Genomic DNA, 23404 nt, shown 5'->3' on the forward strand with positions numbered 1-23404 from the left:
GATTTGCAGCCGGCAGAAGTTGGCATACCGTCCGCTGCAGTTGATTGCGTCTTCATAACCGATTATATTATTAACATATTGATTAACTTTTCGCCCATCCCCAATCCAAGCTCGGAGGCTCTCTATGAATCTGGACGTGACCGAGAAATCGCTCCCCTTTTACGAGGCTATGGCCAGCAGCGTGCGGCTGGAGATGATCCGCCTGCTCGCCAAGCAGCCGATGAACGTGCGCGAATTGGCCGAAGCCGTCGGCCTGAGCAGCGCAATTATGACGATGCATGTCAAGAAACTGGAAAAAGGCGGCATCATCCGCACCGACATGCAATCCGGCAAGGGCGGCCTGCGGAAAGTGTGCTCCTTGGCCGTCGAGCAGGCCGAGATCATTTTCCCGAACAAGATGGAGCACATCCGCGAATATCACCAAAGCTTCATCCCGGTCGGCCATTACACCGACTTCGACGTGGAGCCGACCTGCGGGCTCGCCACGAGCGAGAAAATCATCGGCGAGTTGGACGATCCGCGCTATTTTCTCGACGCGGAACGGTTTCAGGCGAAGATTTTATGGTTCAGCGAAGGCTTCGTCGAGTACAAAATTCCGAACTTCCTGCTGTCCACGGAGAACCCGATCGAACTGGTCATCTCGATGGAGATCGCCTCCGAAGCGCCGCTGACCGACAACAATTGGCCGTCCGACATTACGTTTTATTTGAACCAGGTCAAATTGGGCACGTGGACGAGCCCGGGCGACTACGGGGACAAGCGCGGCAAGTACAATCCTCCCTGGTGGCCGGACGACGTCAACCAATACGGGCTGCTCAAGCACCTGACCGTGACGAACCACGGCACGCGGATGGACGGCATGCCGATGTCGGACGTCACGCTGGACCAGGTCAACGTCCGGGACAAGCAATGGACGTTCCGCATCGCCTGCGAGAAAGGTTCGCCGCATGTCGGCGGCGTTACGCTGTTCGGCAAAAACTTCGGCAACTACAATCAGGACATTCTGCTCAGACTGTATTACGAAAAAGTCGTTCCCGCCGCCGAGGCGATCCGCGAATAGCGCAAGCCAAACAAGACCGCCCTTGTCCGGCGGTCTTGTTGTTTCTGCGGCGTCTGTTTGCGGAAATCTGTTTGCGGCCGTCTGTTCCGCGCCGTTCCGCTCTGCTGCGTCCTCCTTGTTTCCCCTTTGCCTACCGTCCCGATTGTCCTTCTCATCCTTTGACCGAGCCGATCAGGACGCCTTTCTCGAAATATTTCTGGATGAACGGATAGACCAGCAGCACCGGCAGCGTCGAGACGATAATGACCCCGTACTTGACCTGATCCGCGTATCGTTGCGCATAGCCGCCCGCCGCTCCCCCCGCGCCGGCGCCTTCGGCGAACACCTGGTTCGACAGCAGGATGTCCCTCAGCACGATTTGCAGCGGCTGCAAGCCGTTCGACCGAATATAGACGAGTCCCGTGAAAAAATCGTTCCAATGCGCCACCAAATAATAAAGCCCGATAACGGATACGACGGCTCTGGACAAGGGCAGGGCGACCTTCAGGAAATAGCTGAAATGCGAGCATCCGTCCATGGCGGCCGCCTCGTAAAGCTCCTTGGGAAGCGAGGTTTCGAAGAACGTCCGGGTGATGATGAGATTGTACACGTTGACGGAGAACGGCAGAATGAACACCCACATGCTGTTCGTCAAATGCAGGTCCTTCATCAGAATGTAGGTCGGAATCAAGCCGCCGTTGAAGAACATCGTGAAGACAAAAAAGAACAGGAGAAAGCGCCGGGCCCGGAACTCCCGCCGGGACAGCACGTAGGCGGCCGGCAACGTGAACAGCAGGTTCACGAAGGTGCCGAGGAACGTGTACACGACGGTGTTGCGGTAGCCGACCCATATGCGGGCGTCCCGGAAAATTTCTTCGTAGCCGAACGTGCTGAACCCTCGCGGAAAGAGCGTCACCTTCCCCGTCGCGACGAGCGTCGAATCGCTGACGGACGCGATGACGACGAAATACAGCGGATAGGCGACGATCAAAAAAACGAATGCGCAAACAAGAATAAGAAAGAGGTCGAATAGCCTTTCGCCCGGGCTTTTGACCTTCTGGACCGGCAACCCCATGCTCGCCCCTCCCCGATTACCACAGGCTGATGTTCGAGAACCGTCGCGCCAGCACGTTCACCGCGTACAAGAAGGCGAAATTGATGACGGTATTGAACAAGCCGATCGCGGCCGAATAGCTGAACTGATTGGATACGATGCCGATTTTGTAGACGTAGGTAGCAATGACCTCGGAGACGGGCAGATTGAGCGTGTTCTGCATCAGGAACACCTTCTCGAAGCCGGTGGCGAGCACGCCTCCCATGCTCAAAATAAACAGGATGACGATCGTCGGAACGAGGGCGGGAATGTCCACGTTGCGGATCGTTTGCCAGCGGCTCGCTCCGTCCATTTTGGCGGCGTCGTACAATTGCGGGTCGACGGCGGAGAGCGCCGCCAGGTAGACGATGCTGTTCCATCCGCAATGCTGCCAGACGTCGGACAGGATGTAAACGGGCACGAACGCTTTGGTCGAGGCGAGCAGATTCACGTCCCCGTACCCGAGCGCGTCCATCAGATGGCCGACGATTCCGGTGTTGGGCGAGAGCAGCACGTTCAGCAGGCCGACCATGACGACGACAGAGATGAAATGCGGCAAATAGACGGTCGTCTGCAGCGTTTTTTTCGCCCGCTTCCATTTGACCTGGTTCAAAATAAGCGCCAGCGCGATCGGCGCCGGAAACCCGAAGACGATCGTCGCGAGACTGATGAACAGCGTGTTCCTCATCAAATCCGCGAACATGTAGCTGTGGACGAATTGCGAAAAATAATGCATCCCCCGCCATTCGCCGCCGGTCAGCCCTTTGGTGAAATCGAAGTCGCGGAAAGCGAGCTGGATTCCGTACATGGGCACGTAGTTGAAAATGAAAATAACGGCGACGGCCGGCGCAATCATCAGCCATAACGGATAGTCCCGCGCGAAGGCCTTCCGATAATTCGCGGTTCTCGGGGGCCTCGCCGCCGTTCCGCTTCCTTTTGCCGGGACGCCGGACGCGCCGATCGGGGCTTTGCCGGATTGAAGGGCCATGAGAAGCTCTCCCTCGCTTCGGCAGCGGCCGGACCCGGATCGGGCGCAGCCGCTGCCGGCTTCTTGTTTTATTTCGTTTTGCTCTTATAGTCGTCGTAGTATTTCTGCATCATTTCCAGATTTTGCGGCAGGCCGATTTTGTTCGCGTTTTGTACGTAGCTGTCCCATTCGTTGTCGATGCCGCCCTTGGTAACCCATTGCGAAAATTTCGCCATCGCCAGATTCATCAGATTCGTGTTGACCAGGCTCATCGCGTTGTTGTCGTCCTTGCTGTATTTGATGAACATGCCCGGCAGCACGTCGTTGTCCTTGTCGATCGCGTCGATCGAAGGCATGAGCGGTTCGGTCTGCTTTCCGACGGACTGCATGTCGGTGCCGAGCGTCAGCTTCAGGTCGTCGGCAATGTACATCGGCCCGTTGTCCGCCCACGTCGACGTCCATTTCCACGTGCCGGGGTCCATCGAAGCGTCCGCGGGAGGCAGCACTTTGTACGAGCCGTCGCCGTTGTCCGCGATGTTCGTGCCCAGCGAGCCGAACAGCACCTGCATGCTCACCTTCGGATCGTACAGCTCGTTGACGAACTTCATGGCCGCGTCCTTATGTTTGGATTTGGCGGACATGGTCGCCATATTAACGCCGTAATTGAGCGAGTTGTAATCGTAGTCCCACGACGTTTGGACGGTCGAGTCGGCGGACGCTTTGAGCGGCGGCATCGACGCGTACTGAGGAGCGAGCGCGTTGCCGAACCGGTCCGTCACCTCCCAGCCCCAGCTGAACCCGACTTTAGCCGTCTCCCCTGTGCCGCGGGCGACCGACTGGAACTTCGTATAATCCTGCGTGAACGCTTCCGGATTGATGAGCCCCGCGGCGAAGCATCTGTTCAGGAACTCGACGACCTGCTTGTAGCGTTCGTCAACCAGGAAATTTTTGACCTTGCCGTCTTCGGCGAAATACCCTTGCCCGCTGCCGTCGGACAGCGTAATGCCCAGGCTGCCCAGCAGCACCGTCGGCTGGAAGTAGCCGAAGCCGAGCGTCCCGACGGGCGCAAAGTCCATCGGAATTTCGTCGTTCGCGTCGCCGTTGCCGTTGGCGTCTTTCTCTTTAAAAGCGACCAGCACGTCGTACAACTCGTCCCAGGTCGTCGGCATTTTCAGGCCCAGGTTGTCCAGCCATTTCTGGTTGATGAATTGCCTTGTCGCGGTGGCGGGCCAGAAGCGTTGATATTTCGGCAACCCGTAAATTTTACCGTCCGTTTGGGTGGCGATCACCTTCGTCTCCGGCTTCGCTTCGAACATCTTCTGCACGTTCGGGGCGTCCTTGGCGATCAGCTCCGTCAAGTCCTGGAACAGTCCCGGGAACTGCGCGTAATCGGCGTCGGTAATCGCGTTGGGCCCGATGATCAAATCCGGAATGTCGCCGCTCGCCAGCAGCGTTCCTTTTTTCTGACCCCAGTCGGCCGTCACCTCCTGCCACTCGATATCGACGCCCGCCCGCTCCTCCGCCTGCCGGAGCCATTCCATCTTCGACAGCTCCTGCGTCAGCGGGTGCTTCGTGATGATCGCCTTCAACTTTACCTTCGCCGCGCCCGAGCTACCGCCGCTCGCTTCGGCCGGGCTACCGCCCGCGTTCCCGCCCGCATTTCCGCCGCCTCCATCGTTGCCGCTGCACCCCGCCAATAAAGCCGCCCCCATGCTTAGCGCCAGCAAAACGGCTGTTCCCCTCTTCATCGGCCGACCTCCTTATCATCGAAAAAAGAGATAAAACGCTTTCAAATCTTCCGATATATATTTATAAATCGATTATCGTTTTTATTACTTCTCTTTGCAGAGGATCGTCATTTCAATCCACCAAACACGAAGATGACCGGAATTTCCGGCGGAAGACACGGTTAACCTCATCGAAAAACGTTTGAATGAACTCATTTCCCATTGAATTAGCAATCGGGTTACGATTATGGACGTTCTTGCACGGTGAATTCTTCCCCGTCAACGCCCCCTGTCCTTGCACCCTCGCTGACAGTTTCACAGCGATTTGCCCTCACACTTTTCTATTTGAATCCTTATTGAAGACAGATCTCATGTGATTACCTACCCTCAGCTTACCCGCAAGGCCGCTTAATCGCCTTGATCTTGGCTTATCCACTTGATCTTGGCTTATCCATTGGAATAGCTTTATTGTCGCCGGAATGCATTGGGGGCGTGGGTTGTTTTCGGCAGCCGGGGCTTTGCTGTATTGCGTCAGAAAATTAGCGAGCAGCATAAAATATGCATCTGAGCAGAGGGGATGAGACTCAAAATCGAAATAAGAGAGTAGTGCAGCATCGCAGAGATCCCGGAAATTGGAGGCTAGGCTGGAGGAGCTGGGACGGGGACAGAGGGCATGATGTTGGGAGGACGATATGTTGGGAAGGTCAAGGTGTCTGTCGAGGGGCGAGCAGATTGGAATAGGGAAATGGGCAACCGGATGCTGCCGACATAAAAGCCGGGAAGCGCAAAATCGCGCGTCTCCGGCTTTCGCATCTCTGACCGCAGCGGTCAGGAAATATTCAAATAAAGTTTCGTGCCGTCGGAAAATTTGAAGATCGCCGCATCCGACCACAGCTCCACGTTCGTAACTTTTTTCCATTTCCGCCTGAATTCGAGATCCAATGCCATCTCCTTCATGCGTTCGTTCAATAATCTGCGGCTTTCCAGCCGGTTTGCCTTGTTTTGGAGCGGAACGGTTCGCCGCCCGAAACTAAGGACATCCATGATCAACAGCTCCCTCCGCAATTTGGAATCTCTCTGCTCTCTTCCAAATGTATCGGAAAGACATTAAAAAAGTTACAGGTTTCGACACTCATACTTTCTTAACAATTCGATTTTTGTCGATTGTTGTCACAATTCTTTGCGGCTTCTCACTTCGAATATGCCGAATTTTAGGTAATGGCCTTCCTCGACGCCGCCGAGCTGAGGATGGTCTTTGCCGGCCCCTTGCCAGACGATGCGGCGAAGCGTCTTGCCGGCGTCGGCTGCGGCCTCGAGCAGCGTCTCCATGAACAGGTCGGGACGAACGTGATAGGAGCAGCTTGCCGTAACGAGGTAGCCGCCTTCGTTGATCAGCTTCATCGCCTGAAGGTTAATCTCCTTGTATCCTCTGATCGCGCCGGGAACCGCCCGCTTCGTCTTGGCGAACGCCGGCGGATCGAGAATGACGACGTCCCAGGTGCGCCCCTCTGCGGCGAGAGGCTTTGACGTGTCGATCTTCGCGCCCTGGACGTTGCCGCCGCGCGCCGCGCGCTCTTCCCGCCCGCGCACCTGCTGGCGCAAATATTCGAACGCGTCCGCCGTCACGAATTCGACCCGGTCTGCGAACCCGTTCCGCTCGACGTTGCGCCGGGCTGTCTCGATCGCATGGGCGGAGACGTCGAGGCAGGTGACTTTTTTGGCGCCGTACCGGCAGGCGTGCAGCGTGAAGCTGCCCGTATGGGCGAAGCATTCGAGCACCGTCGCGCCGTCCCAATACGGGAACGTCACCGGATTGCCCTTGGCGTTGACGGGAATGAGTTTGCGTCCTTCTTCCGTCTCGCGTTCCTCCAGCCTAATGCCGCTGCGCGCTCCCCAGCCGGTCATAAGCTGCTCGATGGCGGCGCGGTTTTCCCGCTGATCGAAGAAGTAGCCCGTTTTTTGCCCGCCTTCGATGTCCACTTCGATCTTCAGCCCGTTCTCTTCGATCACGATAAAACGGGGGCATTCGCCGTACAGAACGCCCGTCCTCTCTTCGAGCCCTTCCAGCGTCCGGACGCCGACGTCGCTGCGCTCGTAAATGCCGCGCGGCGAGAACACGTCGATCATGGCCTGCAGCCATTGCTCTCTGGCACGGTCCATGCCGAGCGTCAGCACCTGCACGACGAGCACGTCCTCGAACCGGTCGACGACGAGGCCCGGAAGAAAGTCCGCCTCGCCGAAAACGACCCGGCACGATTTCTCCTCGCCGACGAACCGCCGGCGGAATGCCGCGCATTGCCGAAATCGGCCGCGGAACCATTCTACGTCCATCGCTTCAAGAGGCTGATAGGACACGATGCGTACGGTAATTTGCGAGGCCGGATTCCAGTAGCCCGTCCCGAGATAGTGTCCTTTGTGGTCGCGGACTTCGACAAGATCGCCCGGCTGCGCTTCTCCCTCCATTCGTTCGATCTCGCTCGAATAAACCCAAGGATGTCCCTGCTCCAGGCGGGGACGGCGGGAGCGGTTCAGCACAATAACCGCTTGATTGGGGGTCGTCGTCATGGCTTTGATCACGCCTTTCCGGACATGTCCTGTCCGATTCTCGCATAAATTTGGGATTGGAGCTTATTGATGAAAGGAGCGCTGCGAATGTTCGCCACCATCGCGGCGGCGTCCGTCTTCGGACTCGCCCTCTTGTTGTCCGGCATGAAGCTGATGGAGTCCGCGCTCCGGCAATGGGCGGGAAGCCGCTTGCCCGCGGCGCTGCAGAGAACGACCTCCACGCCGCTGAAAGGCTTCTTGACCGGCACGCTCTCGTCCGCTTTGCTGCAAAGCGGCACCGCCATTACGGTGCTGACGATCGGCCTCGTCAATTCGCGGCTGCTGCCGCTTGCAAGCAGCTTCGGCATCATTCTCGGCACGAACGTCGGCACCTGCCTGACAACCGAGCTGATGAGCCTTCACATCCATCGCTACGGTTTTCCGCTTCTGGCCGTCGCGTTCGCCGTCTGGCTGTGGACGGCGCTCTCCGGCGAGATGCGGGCGCTGCCCGGTCTTCCGGGGCGGATGGCGCATCCGCTGCGCTACGGCTCCGCCGCGCTCGCCGGCTTCGGGCTGCTGCTGGTCGGCTTCGCCGTTCTCCAAACGATCGGGCCGACGCTGCTGGGAAGCGGCACGTTCATGAACCTGATGGCGCACGCGGAGAGCCGTCCGATCTGGGGGGTGCTGGGCGGAGCCGCGATTACCGCGGCCGTGCATTCGAGCGCTGCGGTCATCGGCATGTCGATGGGTCTTGCCGCCGCCGGCGCGTTATCGCCGGTGACCGGCATCGCCGTTATGCTCGGAGCGAACGTCGGCACCTGCTTCACCGGGCTGCTCGCCTCGCTGAGCGGAGGCCGAGGAGGCCGGTTTGTCGCCCTCGCGCAAATCGCTCTGAACGTATCGGGTGCGCTGCTTTTCTATCCTCTGAAAGGTTGGCTGCTCGCCGCTTCGGCCTGGCTCTCGCCAGGCGAACCTGCCGCGCAAATCGCCCATGCCCAAACGATTTTCAACATCGCTTGTTCGCTGCTGGCGCTGCCGTTCGCTTATCTCTGGATGAGCGGCAAAGGGATCGAATCCGGCGGCAAACGCTTCAGGCCGCCTGCGGCCTGAAGCGACGGGATCGGCCGGCTCGAATGCGAGCGCTGAATGCCTTCGCTGGCGAACTTAATAGGCGTCGTTCGATGCTGCGCCTCCGCTCGCGATGACGACGCCCGAGCTCGTGCCGATCCGGTTGGCGCCGGCGAGGAGCAGCCGGACGGCCGTCTGCGCATCGCGGATGCCGCCGGACGCCTTCACGCCGATTCGCGGGGAGACGCTTGCCCGCATGAGGCGAATGTGCGCTTCCGTGGCGCTGCCCGGTCCGAACCCGGTGGACGTCTTGACGTAGTCCGCTCCGGCCGCTTCCGCCAGCCGGCAAGCTTCGCGGATGAGGGCGTCCGTAAGCGCCCCCGTCTCCAGAATAACTTTGACGAGCGCTCCGCCTTGGACCGACTGGACGACGGAAGAGATATCTTTCTCTACAGCCGTGTAATCCTCGTCCAGCAGCTTGCCGATCGGCAGCACCATATCGATCTCCGCCGCTCCGTCCTCGACGGCCGCCGCCGCCTCGAACGCCTTCGCCCGGGTCGCCCCCGCCCCGAGCGGAAATCCGACGACCGCGCACACCTTCACATTCGTTCCGCTGAGCTGCTCGCGGCATTGGCGAACCCATTTGCCGTTGACGCAAACGCTGTAAAATCCGTGCTCAAGCGCTTCCTCGCACAGCCTGGCGAAATCCGCAGACCGCGCTTCCGCCTTCACCAGCGTATGGTCGATAAACGGGGCGATCGGTTGCCCGGGCCGCCAGATCGGGAATTTCCCCCGATAATCGGACGTCTCGTCCGGTCCGACCTCGCAGCCCAGCCGCCGGAGCGCCTGGCGAAGCACCTCGTCGTTGGTGTCGTAGCCTTCGGCAAGCTGCAGCCGCCAGCTCTCTCCGGGCTCGTGCCAGGCGACGCCGGCGATCTCGCTCTCCTGCGCGCGGAGCGTGCCCCGATCCGCTTCGACCAGATAGTAATGCACTTCCTTCTGCACGGTCACTTGCTCCGCGGATTCGTATTCGTAGCGAACGACCGACAACGGTGCGACGATCGTGCCGGAGATGCCCGTCTCTTCCCGGATTTCCCGGAGAGCCGTCTGCTCGATCGTCTCTCCCGGCTCCGCTTTGCCTTTGGCCAGCGTCATTTTCCCGAAACGGTCCCGGATCAGTTGAATTTCCAGCCTGCCGTCCCTGTTCCGGTATACGACGCCGCCCGCCGAAATCTCCTTCATCGCGACATCCCCCTTGCCCTCTATGTACAGCAAAAGATTTCATCCCGCAGGCGACTTGCTTTCGTCTTCCGCGTTATGAAATCTTCCGCCCTTCTCCTCTTGCCGTGCAATGGCCGTTTACGCCTGCAGAGCCGCCGGACGAACGTCCTCCAGCATCTCGAGCAGCACGCCGCGGTTCTCGTTCACGCCGCTCTCGGTCAGACGAACGCGGCAATGCTTGCGGTACATGCTCTCCTCGCCTTCGAATTCGATCAGCAAATAGTTGTCCGAATACCCGGCCAGTCTTACTTTGCCGTCCTCTCCCTTGATGACGCGCTCGGTGATGACGTCCAGCTCGCGGCCTTCCCAGCCTTTGCTGTACGCAGCCTGCAGCTTCTCCGACAGGTCGATCAGCTTGTGCACGCGTTCGTGCTTCACTTCCTCGTCCACCTGATCTTCCATGCGCGCCGCCGGCGTGCCGGTACGCTTGGAATACGGGAACACGTGCATCTCGGCGAAGCCGATCCGCTCCATGAACCGGTAGCCGTTCTCGAACTGCTCCTCGGTCTCGCCGGGGAACCCGACGATGACGTCGGTCGTAATGGCGACGCCCGGCATCGCCCGCTTGATCCGCTCGATCTTGTCCGCGAACTCGGCCGTCGTATACTTGCGGCGCATCCGCTTCAAGATGGCGTCGTCGCCGGCTTGCAGCGGGATGTGCAAATGGCGGCACATCTTCCTCGAGCTGTTCAGGACGGCGATCATCTCGTCGTCGATCTGGCTCGCTTCGATCGAGCTGATCCGAATCCGCTCAAGCCCGTCGATCTTGTCGAGATCGACCAGCAGGTTAGACAGCTTGTAATTTTCCAGATCGTCGCCGTAGCCGCCCGTATGGATGCCCGTCAGGACGATCTCCTTGTAGCCGGAGGCGACGAGCTGGCGCGCCTGGTTCAGCACGCTTTGCGGGTCGCGGCTGCGCGACAGGCCGCGCGACCACGGAATGATGCAGAAGGTGCAGAAGTTGTTGCAGCCTTCTTGGATTTTCAGGAACGCGCGCGTCCGGTCCGCGAATGCGGGAACGTCCAATTCCTCGAATTCGCGCGTCTTCATAATGTTGCGGACAGCGTTGACCGGCTTGCGCTCCCGCTGGATGTCCGCAATATACGTCATCAGCTTGTCGCGGTCCTGCGTGCCGACGACGAGGTCGACGCCTTCGATGGCCATAATCTCCGCCGGGGACGTCTGCGCGTAGCAGCCCGTAACCGCGATGACGGCGTCCGGATTGCGGCGCACGGCGCGGCGAATGATCTGGCGGCTTTTCTTGTCGCCGGTGTTCGTCACGGTACAGGTGTTGATCACGTAAACGTCGGCCGTCGCCGTCTCGAAATCGACCTGCTCGTAGCCTTCTTTTTTGAACAGCTGCCACATCGCTTCCGTATCGTAGAAATTGACCTTGCAGCCCAATGTATAAAATGCCACGGACGGCATCCTTTTCAACCTCCCAGCTCTCCGGATTCGTAAGCGATGCAGGCGAGGGCGACTAGCGCCGCCGTCTCCGTCCGCAAAATGCGGCGGCCCAGCCCGACCGGCACCGCTCCCGCCGCCTTGGCCTGCTCCGCCTCCTGCGGAGCGAAGCCGCCTTCGGGTCCGACGAGCAGCAGCAAACGGGGGGCCCGCCCTCCGGCGAATCCGTTCCTAAAATCGGCAAGCGCGGGCTTCAGTCCGGCTCCGCGCCTCCCCTCTTCTTCATAGCAAAGCAATGTCAAATCGTATTCGCCAAGCGAACCGATCAGCGTCTTCCATGTGCAGACCGAAGCGACGTCCGGCACGATGCCGCGATGCGCCTGTTCGGCCGCTTCCTTGGCGATTTTGCGCCAGCGCTCCAGCCGCTTGGCTTCCTTGCGCTCGTCGTACTGGACGATCGTGCGCTGCGACAGGAACGGCCGGAAGGCGAACGCCCCCGCTTCCGTTCCCTTCTGGATGACCGTCTCCAGCTTGTCGCCTTTGGGCAAGCTCTGGGCGACGGTAATCTGCCACGCCATCTCGGCTTGCGACAGTCGGCGTTCGACGATGCGGGCCTCGATCCGGCCGGGCTCGATCGATTCCGCCACGGCGAGCAGCTCGTACCCCGATCCGTCGCAAGCGACGAACTCGTCGCCGGGCCTCGCCCGCATGACCGTCGCCAGGTGGCGGGCGTCTTCTCCGAGCAGCGTCAAGGACGATTCGCCGATTTGCCCGGAAGGGACGAAATAACGTTGCATGACGCGAATCCCTCCGTCTTTTTTCCCAACCTTCATCATACCTCGTTTGAGCGCGGCCCGCTACCGCCTGTTAGAATTTCCAGCCGATCAGACTCGGAAGAATCGGGGATTCGGGATGCGTCCCGAACATGGAGCCGACCAGTCCGTGCATGCCTTGCAGAATCGGCAGGCTTAGCGAGAACAGCGGCGAGATCGTCGCGGCGCTCAGCGGCGGGATGAAGACGAGCAGAAGAAAGACGAAAACGCCCCATTGCTCGTTCTGCGCCATTCGGATCCGCCAGCTGAGCGGCGCGAACTCTTCGACGATGCGATAGCCGTCGAGCGGCGGAAGCGGGATCAGGTTGAATAAGAACAGGATGACGTTAATATGTAGCCAATAATTCATAAAGGTGGAGATCGTCGCCGTCGCCGCAACCGACGGGCGGTCGATGACGCCCAGGGCGACCAGCGCGTAAACGACGAGCAGGCCGACGAAGGCGAGCAGCAAGTTGCTGACGGGCCCTGCGGCGGTCACGAGAACGCTCATGAGCCGCGGCCGCTTGAACCGGCTGCTGCGGACGGGGACCGGCTTCGCCCAGCCGAAGCCGGCCACGAGCAGGAAGAGCATCCCGAACAGATCGAGATGCGCCATCGGATTGAGCGTCACGCGCCCCTGCTCGTAAGCGGTCGTATCCCCGAATTTCCAGGCCGTCCACGCATGCGCGAATTCGTGCACCGTAAAGGCGATAAGCATCGTCAGGATGACGAAAGGCAGCTCGCTGAGGGGATACGCGAAAAAGTTCATTCGTCCTCCCCCTTCGGCTTGCCGGCCACGAACGCGATCCAGTCGTCCTGGCGGACGCGGTCGATGATCTCGAAGCCGGCGGCGAGCAGTCCCGCCTCTACATCTTCTTCCTTGTTCTTGTAAATGCCGCTGGCGATATAAATGCCGCCCGGCTTCAGCACGTCCATCACGTCGGCGATGAACAAGAGAATGATCTCCGCCAGAATGTTGGCGACGACCAGATCGACCGGCGGTCGGACGCCGCCCGGCGCCGCGGAGCCTTCGTCCGCTTCCCGCAGCACGCCCAGCAGGTCGCTGTGCTTCACTTCGATGACGTCCTGCAGGCCGTTCAGCTTGACGTTCTCCGTCGCGCTGGAGACGGCGACGGGATCGAGATCGAGCGCAAGCACGCGCTCCGCGCCCAGCTTGATCGCCCCGATGGCGAGAATGCCGGAGCCGGTGCCGACGTCGATGACCGTCTCGCCGCCGGAGATGGCCCCTTCCAGCGTGCGCAGACATAAGGCCGTGGTCGGATGGGTGCCCGTGCCGAACGCCATGCCCGGATCGAGCTCGATGATCACTTCGCCTTCGCGTGGCTCATAATTTTCCCAGGTCGGCTTGATCGTCAGTTTCTCCGTAACGGGTAGCGGCTTGAAATACTTTTTCCAGGCGTCCGCCCAGTCCTCTTCCTTCACCTCGGCGACGCTGACGGTGAATTCCCCGGCGTCGTAACCGAATTCCGGAAGGCCGCGCAGCAGCCGGGTCAGTTCCGCGACCGTCGCTTCCATATCCGTATCTTCCGAATAATACCCTTTGATATGCGCGTAACCTGCCGGTATATCGTTCAGCGGCTTGTCGTACCATTGGCCGAGCGACGTATCCCTCGGCTTGTCCGGAGACCACGATTCCTCGATCGAGACGCCCCCGGCGCCAAGCTCGTGCATGTAATGGGCGACCATTTCCTGTGACTGTTCCGTCGCGAAGACGGTGACTTCGAACCAACGCAATGGATTTCCTCCCCGATAAGCTCCCGGAAGCGCGGGGTTCCCGCGCTTCGATTCGAACACCATTATACACGTTTCTTTTCCATGGACGCAAAAAAACGGCGCAGCGCAAGGAACGAACAAGCTCGTGCCGGGTATAAAAAAGGATCGCTCCATGAAGCCGACAAATCGGCTTAAGGGCGACCCATGCTCGTTTGCGAAAGCCTTTTGGAAGCGTCCACCCGAAATTCCGAAGCGGGCTCCTCGCCGAGCCGGCCGTTCGCTCAATGCACCCGGCCGCCGGCTTGCTCGATCACTTTGCGCGCCTGCTTCGCCGCCTCCGCCGGAATGTCGAGCGATAAGCTGAAAAGCGCGGCGGGCGGCTCGTGTCCGAGCTCCGCGCCGGCTTCGATGGAGGAGCCGGCCAGCAGCTCGCCTGCGAGCTCGTTCATCGTTCCGGCGGCGGGAGCGACGGCGGCTCCCGAGCCGAAATCGTCGCCGTGAACGGCCCGCTCCATGCGGAACCGGTTCCCTCGGAGCGAAGCCAGCTTGCGGATCGCCTCTTCCGCCTGGTCCTGGTCGTCGAAGCTGGCGTGCAGCGGCTGCATGTCCAAAGCCGTCACTCTCCTTCGTATTCGGCGGCTCTGCGGTCGGCTTCGGCCGCCCGGCGCTGCGCTTCGCGATCCTCTTCGTCCGCCAGCTCGCCCGCAAACTCCACATCTTCCGCTTTGGCCGTCGGTAAAGCCCCGGAAGCCAACGTTATCTCTCGCTCTTGTTCGCTCATCATCGCAACCTCCTTCGGCCTCCGGCTAACGGCGGCCGTTCATTGCGGTAGTTTGCGTCCGGCTTCCGGCCCTTATTCGTTCGGCAAAGACTTTGAATCGCGAACAAGCGAAAACCGGCCGCCAGCGGATCGGAATCCGCCAGACAGCCGGTTTTTCGTTTATCGTTATCCGTCGCCGAGAATCGCTTTTTTCATCCGTTCGAACAGCGTCTGGTGCTGCTCGTTCGTCGATTCGCCGCTCTTCGCGGCAAATTCCCGAAGCAGCTCCTTCTGCTCCTCGGTCAGCTGCGTAGGCGTCACGACCGTCACTTTGACATGCTGGTCGCCTTGACCGTAGCCCCGCAGCTTGGGCACGCCCTTGCCTTTGAGCCGGAAATACGTTCCGGTCTGCGTGCCGCTCGGAATTTTCAGCTTGACCTTCTCGGTCAGCGTCGGAATTTCGATCTCGTCGCCCAAGGCCGCCTGCGTGAACGTCAGCGGCACTTCGCAATAAATATCGTCGCCATCCCGCTCGAAAAAGTCGTGGGGCTTGACGCGCAGCACGAGGTACAGGTCGCCCGGAGGACCTCCGCGCAGCCCGCTCTCGCCTTCTCCGCTGATGCGAAGCTGCGAGCCGTCGTCGACGCCGGCCGGAATTTTGACGTGAATCTTCCGGTTGCGCTTCACCTGGCCGCTGCCGCTGCAAGTCGTGCAGCGCTCGCGGATGATTTTGCCCCGGCCTCCGCACGCCGAGCAGGTGCGCCGGTTAACGATCCGGCCGAACGGCGTGTTCTGGGCCACTTCCTGCTGGCCGGTGCCCCGGCAGACGGAACAATTCTCGATCCTCGTTCCCGGCTTGGCTCCGCTGCCGTGGCACGTATCGCACGTCTCGGTGCGGGGAATCGTAATGTCCGTCTCTTTGCCGAACACCGCTTCCTTGAACTCGATCGTCATCGTATATTGCAGGTCGTTGCCGCGCTGCGGCGCGTTCGGGTCGCGCCGGCCGCCGCCGCCGAAAAACATGTCGAAGATGTCCCCGAAGCCGCCGCCGAAGTCGGCGGCTCCTCCTCCGCCAAAGCCGGCCATCGGGTCCTCGTGCCCGTACTGGTCGTAGCGGGCGCGCTTCTGGTCGTCGCTCAGGACGTCATAGGCTTCCTTGACTTCCTTGAACTTCTGTTCCGCATCCGGCTCCTTGTTGACGTCCGGGTGGTATTTGCGCGCCAAATTGCGGTACGCCTTCTTGATCTCGTCCGCGGAGGCGTTCCGGCCAAGGCCCAGCACCTCATAGTAGTCTCTTTTGTCGGCCACTTCTCCACCTCCATGAGGAAAGTCAAAGCCTGATCCGGTTGCCGGTATTGCGCTGCGTCAGATCTCTTCAAAGTGCCGCCGATGGACGGTTCGTAGTCGGCAGAAGAGACCATTCAGCGCAAAAAGCGGCAAAGGGACATGCTTTGACTTTCGGTTTTTCAATCAACCCGCTTATTTCTTGTCTTCGTCCACGACTTCGTAGTCGGCGTCGACGACGTTGTCCTTCTTCGGAGACGAGTCGGCCGCGCCGGCGTCTTGCGCGCCTTGCTGCGCCTGAGCCGCTTGCTCGTACAGCTTAACGGACAGCTGCTGCACGATCTGGGTCAGCTCTTCGGTCGCGGATTTGATCTCGTCGAGGTTTTCGCCTTCCAGCGCCTTCTTCACTTTCTCTTTGGCCGCCTCGGCTTTGGACACTTCGCTCGCGTCGACCTTGTCGCCGAGATCCTTGATCGTCTTCTCGACCGTGTAGACGAGTTGGTCGGCGGAGTTTTTCGCTTCGATCAGCTCGCGGCGCTTCGCATCTTCTTCGGCGTGCAGCTCGGCTTCCTTCTGCATCCGTTCGATCTCTTCCTTGCTGAGGCCGCTGGAAGAGGTAATCGTAATTTTCTGGCTCTTGCCGGTGCCCTTGTCGAGCGCCGAGACGTTAACGATGCCGTTGGCGTCGATGTCGAAGGTGACTTCGATCTGCGGAATGCCGCGCGGCGCCGGCGGAATGTCGCTCAGAATGAAGCGGCCGAGCGTCTTGTTGTCGCGCGCCATCGCGCGTTCGCCTTGCAGAACGTGGATTTCGACCTGCGTCTGGTTGTCGGCGAACGTGGAGAACACCTGCGATTTGCTCGTCGGAATCGTCGTGTTGCGGTCGATCATCTTCGTCATGACGCCGCCGGCCGTCTCGATACCGAGGGAGAGCGGGGTGACGTCGAGCAGGACGACGTCTTTGACTTCGCCCGTCAGGACGCCCGCTTGAACGGCCGCGCCGAGCGCGACGACTTCGTCCGGGTTAACGCCCTTGTGCGGCTCTTTGCCGATGAGGCGCTTGATCGCTTCCTGAACGGCCGGAATCCGCGTAGAGCCGCCGACGAGGACGACCTTGTCGATTTGCGAAGCGGTAAGACCCGCATCGGACAGCGCTTGGCGAGTCGGCCCCATCGTGCGCTCGACCAGATGGGCGGTCAATTCGTCGAATTTGGCCCGGGTCAGCGTCAGTTCCAAGTGCTGCGGAACCCCGTCGACCATCGTAATGAACGGAAGGGAGATCGTCGTCGAGACGACGCCGGACAGCTCCTTCTTCGCCTTCTCCGCCGCGTCCTTCAGACGTTGCGATGCCGCTTTGTCCTTCAGCAGATCGACGCCGTGCTCCTTCTTGAATTCGGCGGCCAGCCATTCCATGATCGCCTGGTCGAAATCGTCGCCGCCCAGGTGGTTGTCGCCGCTCGTGGCCTTAACTTCGAAGAAGCCGTTGCCCAGCTCAAGGATGGAGACGTCGAACGTACCGCCCCCGAGGTCGAAGACGAGAATCGTTTGATCCTCTTGCTTCTCGAGGCCGTACGCCAAAGCGGCCGCCGTCGGCTCGTTGACGATCCGGAGCACTTCCAGGCCGGCGATGCTGCCCGCATCCTTGGTCGCTTGGCGCTGGCTGTCATTAAAGTATGCGGGAACCGTGATAACCGCTTGAGTAACCGGTTGGCCCAGGTAAGCTTCCGCGTCCGCTTTGAGCTTCTGCAGAATCATCGCGGAAATTTCCTGCGGCGTATATTCCTTGTCGTCGATTTTGACTTTGTGGTTGGTCCCCATATGGCGCTTGATCGAAATGATCGTACGCTCGGGGTTGGTGATCGCTTGACGCTTGGCGGTATCGCCGATAATGCGTTCCCCGTCTTTCTTGAAGCCGACGACCGAAGGGGTCGTGCGGTTGCCTTCGGGATTGGGGATAACGACGGCTTCGCCGCCTTCCATGACGGCTACGCAAGAGTTCGTCGTTCCCAAGTCAATGCCAATGACTTTGCTCATAATGTATATTTCCTCCTCGTATCGTTAGACGCCGGTTAAGTATAGTCGCTGCTGCTATTACCCGCTGACCTTGACCATGGCGGGGCGAATGACCTTGTCCTTGAGCCAGTAGCCCGGCTGCACCACTTCCACGACCGTCCCTTCCTCGTACTCGTCGGACTCCACCTGCATGATCGCTTGGTGAACTTCCGGATCGAACGGCTGGCCGACGGGATCCATCGCCTTCAGCCCTTCGTTCTCCAACACTTGCCACAACTGGCGGTAGATCATGTCCACGCCTTTGAGGAACGATTGGCTGTCCGTCTGTTCTCCGCTCGTCTGCAAGGCACGGCCGAAGTTGTCCACGACCGGCAGCAATTGGGTGATCAGCTTCAGGGAAGCGTATTGGGCCAACTCTTCCTTCTCTTTGAGCGTGCGGCGGCGGAAATTGTCGAAGTCCGCCTGCGCCCGGAGGATGCGGTTGTTGTACTCTTCAACCTTCTGCTGCAGCTCGGCGATTCTCGGATCGTCCTGTGCGGGCGTCTCCTCCGTCGCTTCCGTCGCTTCCGTCGCTTCCGCCGCTTCCGCGGCTTCCGCAGCCTCGGCCGACGCTTCGGCCGTTCCGGCTTCGTTCGCCTCTTCTGCGGCGGCTTTCGCTTCTTCGCGTTGTTCTTCTTCCATCATTTCCTGCTCCTTCGTCTCTTGGCTGCTCACGCAGGATTCACCTCCTTACCGTGCCTCCGGGAGATGGAGGCTATACCCCGCCCTATTTGTACCAACGGGCCATGAAAAGGGCCAAGTCCTTGGACATGAAGTCCAAAAGGCTGATGACCTTGCCGTAATCCATTCGCGTCGGGCCCAGAATGCCGATCGTCCCGAGAGACTGTCCCTCATAGGAATAAGTGGCCGTAATCAAGCTGCATTGATTGATCGCTTCGACCGAGTTTTCCGTGCCGATCCGCACTTGTATGCCTTCCGGAAGGGCCTGGAACAGCTGCATCAGCTTCGAGGTCTCCTCCAGCGTGTCCAGAATGTTCTTGACTTTATCGACATCCTTGAATTCCGGCTGCGTCATAATGTTCGTGGCGCCGCTTAGGAAGATCTTCGGCTCCTGGTTTTCCGCGAGTGCGGTCTCCAGCACTTGAAGAATGTGCTCGCAACGGTCGACGAAGCGGCTCAGCTCCTTGCCGACCTCGCTGTGCAGCACCGACTTCACCTTGATGAAAGGCACGTTCGCCAGCTTGGCGTTCAGCAGGTTGACGATCTTCTGGATGTCGTCCATGCCGATTCCTTCCGGAATGGCGACGGTCCGATGCTCGACATGTCCGGTGCTCGTCACGATGATCGCGACGGCGGACGTCTCGTTGATCGGAACCAATTGGAAATGCTTCAAAGTGGTGTTGAACATCTCCGGACCGAGAACGATCGAAGTGTAGTTCGTCAATTGCGACAGAATGGTCGCGGCATGACCGACCACTTCCTCCCACATGTTCATCTTCTCGGCGAAGAAGCTGCGAATCTTGAGCATGTCCTGCTCCCCGATGCCGCCAAGGCGAATCAGGTGATCCACGTAGTAGCGGTAGCCTTTATTGGAAGGGATTCGACCGGCGGACGTGTGCGGCTGCTCCAGCAGACCGAGTTCTTCCAGATCGGCCATCTCGTTGCGGATCGTGGCCGGACTGTACGCCACATCGCCCCGCTTGGATATACTGCGCGAACCTACCGGTTCGGCGGACCGGATATAGTCGTCGACAATGGCGGTAAGGATCATTCTCTGGCGCTCGCTCAGCATGCCGCATCCCCCTTCCTGGTCTCGTTAGCACTCAGCTAGATCGAGTGCTAATCGCTACTACAAAAATACCAAACCGTTCCGGTCGTTGTCAAGAACGAACGGTCGATTTGGCCTGATTGCGCAGTTAAAGCAAGCTTCGAATCGGCGCTCAGTCGAGCACCTTGACGACGGCGATCTCGTCGCAGCAATGCTGCTTGCTGCAATGAACGCAGTCGGTCCAAACTTTCTCGGGGAAAATTTCCTTCTCCACAACCTGGAACCCGTTTTTGACGAAAAAATCGACCGCGTACGTGAGCGCCATAATTTTCGGCACCCGCAGCGCTCTCGCTTCCTCGATCAGCGCATTCACGATCATCGTCCCGAGCCCTTTGCCCTTATAGCCTTCGGCCATACCCAAGGAACGAATCTCCACCAGATCGGCGCCAAGCCGGAAAAGGGAACCGCAGCCGATCAGTTTCCCCGCTTCTTCGGCGACGAAGAAAGAATCGATGTGGCGCAGCAGCGCCTCTCTGGACCGCGGAAGCATGATTCCTTGTGCGGCGTACGCTTGAATAAGGTCGTGCAAAGCGTCGACGTCCGCAGGCAGCGCCTTGCGGCAGGCGATGGTCGAGTTCACGCGAGTCCCTTCTTTCCTCTCTCCGAATATCAATCGATGTGAATAAATATACAACAGAGCGAATGATAACTCAAGAGAGATTTTTATTACAAGAACGCCCCGAACACCTCGTTGCCGAGCGGAATGCCTTTCTCCGTCAGCCGATAGCCGGCCGCCTCGCCTTCGCCGAAGCGCTCGAGCAGCCCCTGCTCCCGCAGCTTCGCCAGCACCTCGCCGAAGACGTCCTCGCTCGCGGCGCCTCCGAACTGCCGGCGGAAATCCGCTTCCCGAACGCCGTCCAGCAGCCGAAGCCCGACCATCATAAAATCTTCCATCGCTTCCCGCACGGTGACGGTGTGCGTCTCCTTGCGGGGAAGCCCGATCGCGGCGGCGTCGATATAAGCCTGGACACCCTTCACGTTCATATGCCGCTCGCCCCGTGCGTAGCCGTGCGCTCCGGCTCCGAGCCCGTAATACGGCTCGTTGCGCCAATACGTGCCGTTGTGCCGGCTCTCGAAGCCCGGCTTCGCAAAATTGCTGACCTCGTACTGCTTGTAGCCGGCCCGGCCGAGACGTTCGCGCAAATGCTCGTACATCGCGACTTCCACATCTTCCTCCGGCAAAGGCAGCTCTCCCCGCTCGTACAGCCGGTGGAACAGCGTGTTCTCCTCCACTTTGAGGCTGTAGAGCGAATAGTGGGGCAAATCCAGCTCCAGCGCCTTCTCCACGCTATCCTTCAGCTGCTCCAGCGTCTGCCTCGGCAGGCCGAACATCAAGTCGATCGATAAATTCGTAAAACCCGCCCGGCGCGCGTTCTCTATGCTCCGCACGACGTCGTCCGCTTCGTGAATGCGGCCGATCGCGGCGAGCAGCCCGTTGTCGAACGATTGCGCCCCGAAGCTGATCCGGTTGACGCCGCCCGCCCGCATCGCTTCCAGCTTGGCCGGATCCGTCGTGCCCGGATTCGCTTCCATCGTGAACTCCGCGCCCGGCGCCACCGGAAAATGCCGGGCGACGGAATCGAGGAAGCGCGTCATCTGCGCCGGCGTCAGCACGGTCGGCGTTCCGCCGCCGACGAACACCTTGCGGATCGTCTCGGGCGGAAGAGCGGCGACCGTCCGCTCCATCTCCCGCTCAAGCGCATCCAGATAGGCGTCGACCGGCTGCCCTTCGACGACGTAGGAGTTAAAGTCGCAGTAGAAGCATTTGTTCGTGCAGAAAGGAATGTGAATATAGAGCGCGCGGGGCGTCCACCCGTGCAGCGGCGCGGGCGGAGCGTCTCCTTGCGGTTGAACCATGGGACCTATGGACATGGATGAACCTCCTTTCCCTGCGGGAACAGGAATGAACCGGTCTCCCGGTTCATTCGCGATAACGGCTATACAATGGAAACTACTCGTCGATTTTCAAGACGGCCATGAACGCTTCCTGCGGCACCTCGACGCTGCCGACCTGCTTCATCCGCTTCTTGCCTTCCTTCTGCTTCTCGAGCAGCTTGCGCTTCCGCGAGATGTCGCCGCCGTAGCACTTGGCGAGGACGTTTTTGCGCATCGCCTTGATCGTCTCGCGGGAGATGACCTTCTGCCCGATCGCGGCCTGGATCGGCACCTCGAACATCTGGCGCGGAATGAGTTCCTTCAGCTTCTCGCAAATGACCCGCCCGCGCTGATACGCCCGGTCGCGGTGCACGATGAACGACAGCGCGTCGACCTTCTCGCCGTTGAGCAGAATGTCCATTTTGACCAGATTCGATTGCCGGTAGCCCGACAGTTCGTAGTCGAACGAAGCGTAGCCCTTCGTGCTCGATTTGAGCTGGTCGAAAAAGTCGTAAACGATCTCCGCCAGCGGAATGTCGTATTTGAGCGTCACCCGGTTCGTGTCGAGATACTGCATGTCGATGAACTCGCCGCGCTTGCTCTGGCACAGCTCCATGATCGGCCCCACGAAATCCTTCGGGACGATGATGGACGCCTTCACGTATGGCTCTTCGACGAAGTCCAGCTTGCCCGCTTCCGGATATTCCGAAGGGTTGGAGATTTCGAGCTGCTGGCCGCTCGTCAGCGTCACTTTGTAAATAACGCTCGGCGCGGTCGTAATGAGCGGAATGTTGAATTCGCGCTCGATCCGCTCCTGAATAATCTCCATATGGAGCATGCCGAGGAAGCCGCAGCGGAAGCCGAAGCCGAGCGCCTGGGACGTCTCCGGCTCGAAGCGAAGCGATGCGTCGTTCAGCTCCAGCTTCTCGAGCGCGTCGCGCAGATCGTTGTAATCCGACGAATCGATCGGATACAGCCCGCAGAACACCATCGGATTGATCCGCTTGTAGCCCGGAAGCGGCTCCGGCGTCGGGTTCTTCGCGTTCGTCACCGTGTCGCCCACGCGCGTGTCCTTCACGTTCTTGATCGAAGCGGTGACGTAGCCGACATCGCCCGGACCGAGCTCGTCGACGACGGTCGCCCGCGGCTTGAACGTGCCGACCTCGACGACGTCGAACGTGGCGCCCGTCGCCATGAACTTGATCGGCGTGCCGGCGCGGATCGTGCCGTCGATGACCCGGATGTAGCAGACGACGCCTTTGTAAGCGTCATAGTGCGAGTCGAAAATGAGCGCCTTCAGCGGGGCGTTGATATCGCCTTGCGGCGGCGGAATTTTGGTCACGACCTGTTCCAAAATTTCCTTGATGCCGATGCCGTTCTTGGCGGAAGCGAGGACGGCGTCGCTGGCGTCGAGGCCGATGACGTCCTCGATCTCCTGCTTCACCCGCTCCGGCTCCGCGCTCGGCAGATCGATCTTGTTGACGACCGGCAAAATCTCCAAGTTGTTGTCGAGGGCCAGATAGACGTTCGCCAGCGTCTGCGCCTCGATCCCCTGCGCGGCGTCCACGATGAGCAGCGCGCCTTCGCAGGCGGCGAGACTGCGGGACACCTCGTACGTGAAGTCGACGTGTCCGGGCGTGTCGATCAGGTGCAGCGTATACGTCTCGCCGTCGTCCGCCTTGTATTGCAGCCGGACCGCCTGCAGCTTGATCGTAATGCCCCGTTCGCGCTCCAGATCCATCGAGTCGAGAATCTGATCCTGCATCTCGCGGGACGTGAGCGTTCCGGTATATTCCAATATGCGGTCGGCCAGCGTCGATTTGCCGTGGTCGATATGCGCGATAATGCAAAAATTGCGAATATGGCTTTGTTTCCGTTGATTGTCTGCCATGTATACCCTCCACCGATTTCACGCAACGTGCGGCTATCCAATCTATTATAGCAACGGATCGGCGGAGCAGCAATGAAGGAAACG

The 23404-nt window shown here is 59.8% G+C and carries 21 protein-coding genes; 2 read left to right on the forward strand and 19 right to left on the reverse strand.

Annotated elements, in window-relative coordinates; all coding sequences use genetic code 11:
- Positions 1–124: 124 nt before the first annotated feature.
- Complete coding sequence (locus G485_RS0101990) at positions 125–1060, forward strand: ArsR/SmtB family transcription factor (RefSeq protein ID WP_027091141.1); 936 nt, start codon at positions 125–127, stop codon at positions 1058–1060.
- 151 nt (positions 1061–1211) lie between these two features.
- Here G485_RS0101990 and G485_RS0101995 read toward each other — a convergent pair whose 3' ends face one another.
- The 5 genes from G485_RS0101995 to G485_RS0102015 form a co-directional block, all read right to left on the reverse strand.
- A complete protein-coding gene (locus G485_RS0101995) occupies positions 1212–2114 on the reverse strand; it encodes a carbohydrate ABC transporter permease (RefSeq protein ID WP_027091142.1) in 903 nt (300 codons plus the stop codon).
- A gap of 16 nt (positions 2115–2130) precedes the next feature.
- Positions 2131–2988, reverse strand: coding sequence for an ABC transporter permease (locus G485_RS24785; protein WP_051317974.1), 858 nt, complete (start codon positions 2986–2988; stop codon positions 2131–2133).
- A 200-nt stretch (positions 2989–3188) separates the two neighbouring features.
- A complete protein-coding gene (locus tag G485_RS0102005) occupies positions 3189–4847 on the reverse strand; it encodes an ABC transporter substrate-binding protein (protein WP_027091143.1) in 1659 nt (552 codons plus the stop codon).
- Between the two features lie 807 nt (positions 4848–5654).
- Positions 5655–5870 carry a hypothetical protein gene (locus G485_RS0102010; RefSeq protein ID WP_051317950.1) on the reverse strand — a complete coding sequence of 72 codons (216 nt, stop codon included), beginning with the start codon at positions 5868–5870 and terminating at the stop codon, positions 5655–5657.
- Positions 5871–5996: 126 nt separating this feature from the next.
- Positions 5997–7391: a class I SAM-dependent rRNA methyltransferase gene (locus G485_RS0102015; protein WP_027091145.1), complete on the reverse strand. Its 1395-nt coding sequence runs from the start codon at positions 7389–7391 to the stop codon at positions 5997–5999.
- A gap of 87 nt (positions 7392–7478) precedes the next feature.
- Here G485_RS0102015 and G485_RS0102020 point away from each other — a divergent pair, with 87 nt between their 5' ends.
- On the forward strand, positions 7479–8480 hold the full coding sequence (locus tag G485_RS0102020; RefSeq protein WP_027091146.1) for a Na/Pi cotransporter family protein: 1002 nt from the start codon (positions 7479–7481) through the stop codon (positions 8478–8480).
- A 54-nt stretch (positions 8481–8534) separates the two neighbouring features.
- Here the strand turns inward: G485_RS0102020 and deoC are convergent, their stop codons facing one another.
- The 14 genes from deoC to lepA all read right to left on the reverse strand — a co-directional run bounded on the left by deoC (position 8535) and on the right by lepA (position 23320).
- The gene (deoC, locus tag G485_RS31295) at positions 8535–9680 is read right to left on the reverse strand and encodes a deoxyribose-phosphate aldolase (RefSeq protein WP_084423060.1); all 1146 of its coding nucleotides are present in this window, start codon (positions 9678–9680) and stop codon (positions 8535–8537) included.
- A 117-nt stretch (positions 9681–9797) separates the two neighbouring features.
- Positions 9798–11147 carry a tRNA (N(6)-L-threonylcarbamoyladenosine(37)-C(2))-methylthiotransferase MtaB gene (gene mtaB / locus G485_RS0102030; RefSeq protein WP_027091148.1) on the reverse strand — a complete coding sequence of 450 codons (1350 nt, stop codon included), beginning with the start codon at positions 11145–11147 and terminating at the stop codon, positions 9798–9800.
- A gap of 5 nt (positions 11148–11152) precedes the next feature.
- Entirely contained in the window at positions 11153–11920 is a 768-nt protein-coding gene (locus G485_RS0102035) for an RsmE family RNA methyltransferase (protein WP_027091149.1), read from the reverse strand.
- A gap of 70 nt (positions 11921–11990) precedes the next feature.
- Positions 11991–12704 carry a site-2 protease family protein gene (locus tag G485_RS24790; protein ID WP_051317951.1) on the reverse strand — a complete coding sequence of 238 codons (714 nt, stop codon included), beginning with the start codon at positions 12702–12704 and terminating at the stop codon, positions 11991–11993.
- A complete protein-coding gene (gene prmA / locus G485_RS0102045; RefSeq protein WP_027091150.1) occupies positions 12701–13690 on the reverse strand; it encodes a 50S ribosomal protein L11 methyltransferase in 990 nt (329 codons plus the stop codon). Before prmA ends, G485_RS24790 begins: the two co-directional genes overlap by 4 nt.
- A gap of 260 nt (positions 13691–13950) precedes the next feature.
- Complete coding sequence (locus G485_RS0102050; RefSeq protein WP_027091151.1) at positions 13951–14280, reverse strand: hypothetical protein; 330 nt, start codon at positions 14278–14280, stop codon at positions 13951–13953.
- Positions 14281–14285: 5 nt separating this feature from the next.
- Positions 14286–14450 carry a YfhD family protein gene (locus G485_RS28710; RefSeq protein WP_156922054.1) on the reverse strand — a complete coding sequence of 55 codons (165 nt, stop codon included), beginning with the start codon at positions 14448–14450 and terminating at the stop codon, positions 14286–14288.
- Between the two features lie 165 nt (positions 14451–14615).
- A complete protein-coding gene (gene dnaJ, locus G485_RS0102060; protein ID WP_027091152.1) occupies positions 14616–15737 on the reverse strand; it encodes a molecular chaperone DnaJ in 1122 nt (373 codons plus the stop codon).
- 171 nt (positions 15738–15908) lie between these two features.
- A complete protein-coding gene (dnaK, locus tag G485_RS0102065) occupies positions 15909–17747 on the reverse strand; it encodes a molecular chaperone DnaK (RefSeq protein ID WP_027091153.1) in 1839 nt (612 codons plus the stop codon).
- Positions 17748–17804: 57 nt separating this feature from the next.
- The gene (grpE, locus tag G485_RS0102070) at positions 17805–18440 is read right to left on the reverse strand and encodes a nucleotide exchange factor GrpE (RefSeq protein WP_240489036.1); all 636 of its coding nucleotides are present in this window, start codon (positions 18438–18440) and stop codon (positions 17805–17807) included.
- A 52-nt stretch (positions 18441–18492) separates the two neighbouring features.
- Complete coding sequence (hrcA, locus tag G485_RS0102075; protein ID WP_027091155.1) at positions 18493–19518, reverse strand: heat-inducible transcriptional repressor HrcA; 1026 nt, start codon at positions 19516–19518, stop codon at positions 18493–18495.
- A 148-nt stretch (positions 19519–19666) separates the two neighbouring features.
- On the reverse strand, positions 19667–20134 hold the full coding sequence (locus G485_RS0102080) for an N-acetyltransferase (protein ID WP_027091156.1): 468 nt from the start codon (positions 20132–20134) through the stop codon (positions 19667–19669).
- 86 nt (positions 20135–20220) lie between these two features.
- Positions 20221–21411 carry a radical SAM family heme chaperone HemW gene (gene hemW, locus G485_RS0102085; RefSeq protein ID WP_051317952.1) on the reverse strand — a complete coding sequence of 397 codons (1191 nt, stop codon included), beginning with the start codon at positions 21409–21411 and terminating at the stop codon, positions 20221–20223.
- A 94-nt stretch (positions 21412–21505) separates the two neighbouring features.
- The gene (lepA, locus tag G485_RS0102090) at positions 21506–23320 is read right to left on the reverse strand and encodes a translation elongation factor 4 (protein WP_027091158.1); all 1815 of its coding nucleotides are present in this window, start codon (positions 23318–23320) and stop codon (positions 21506–21508) included.
- Between the last annotated feature and the right edge of the window lie 84 nt (positions 23321–23404).

Source organism: Cohnella thermotolerans DSM 17683 (assembly GCF_000429825.1).
GTDB lineage: Bacteria > Bacillota > Bacilli > Paenibacillales > Paenibacillaceae > Cohnella > Cohnella thermotolerans.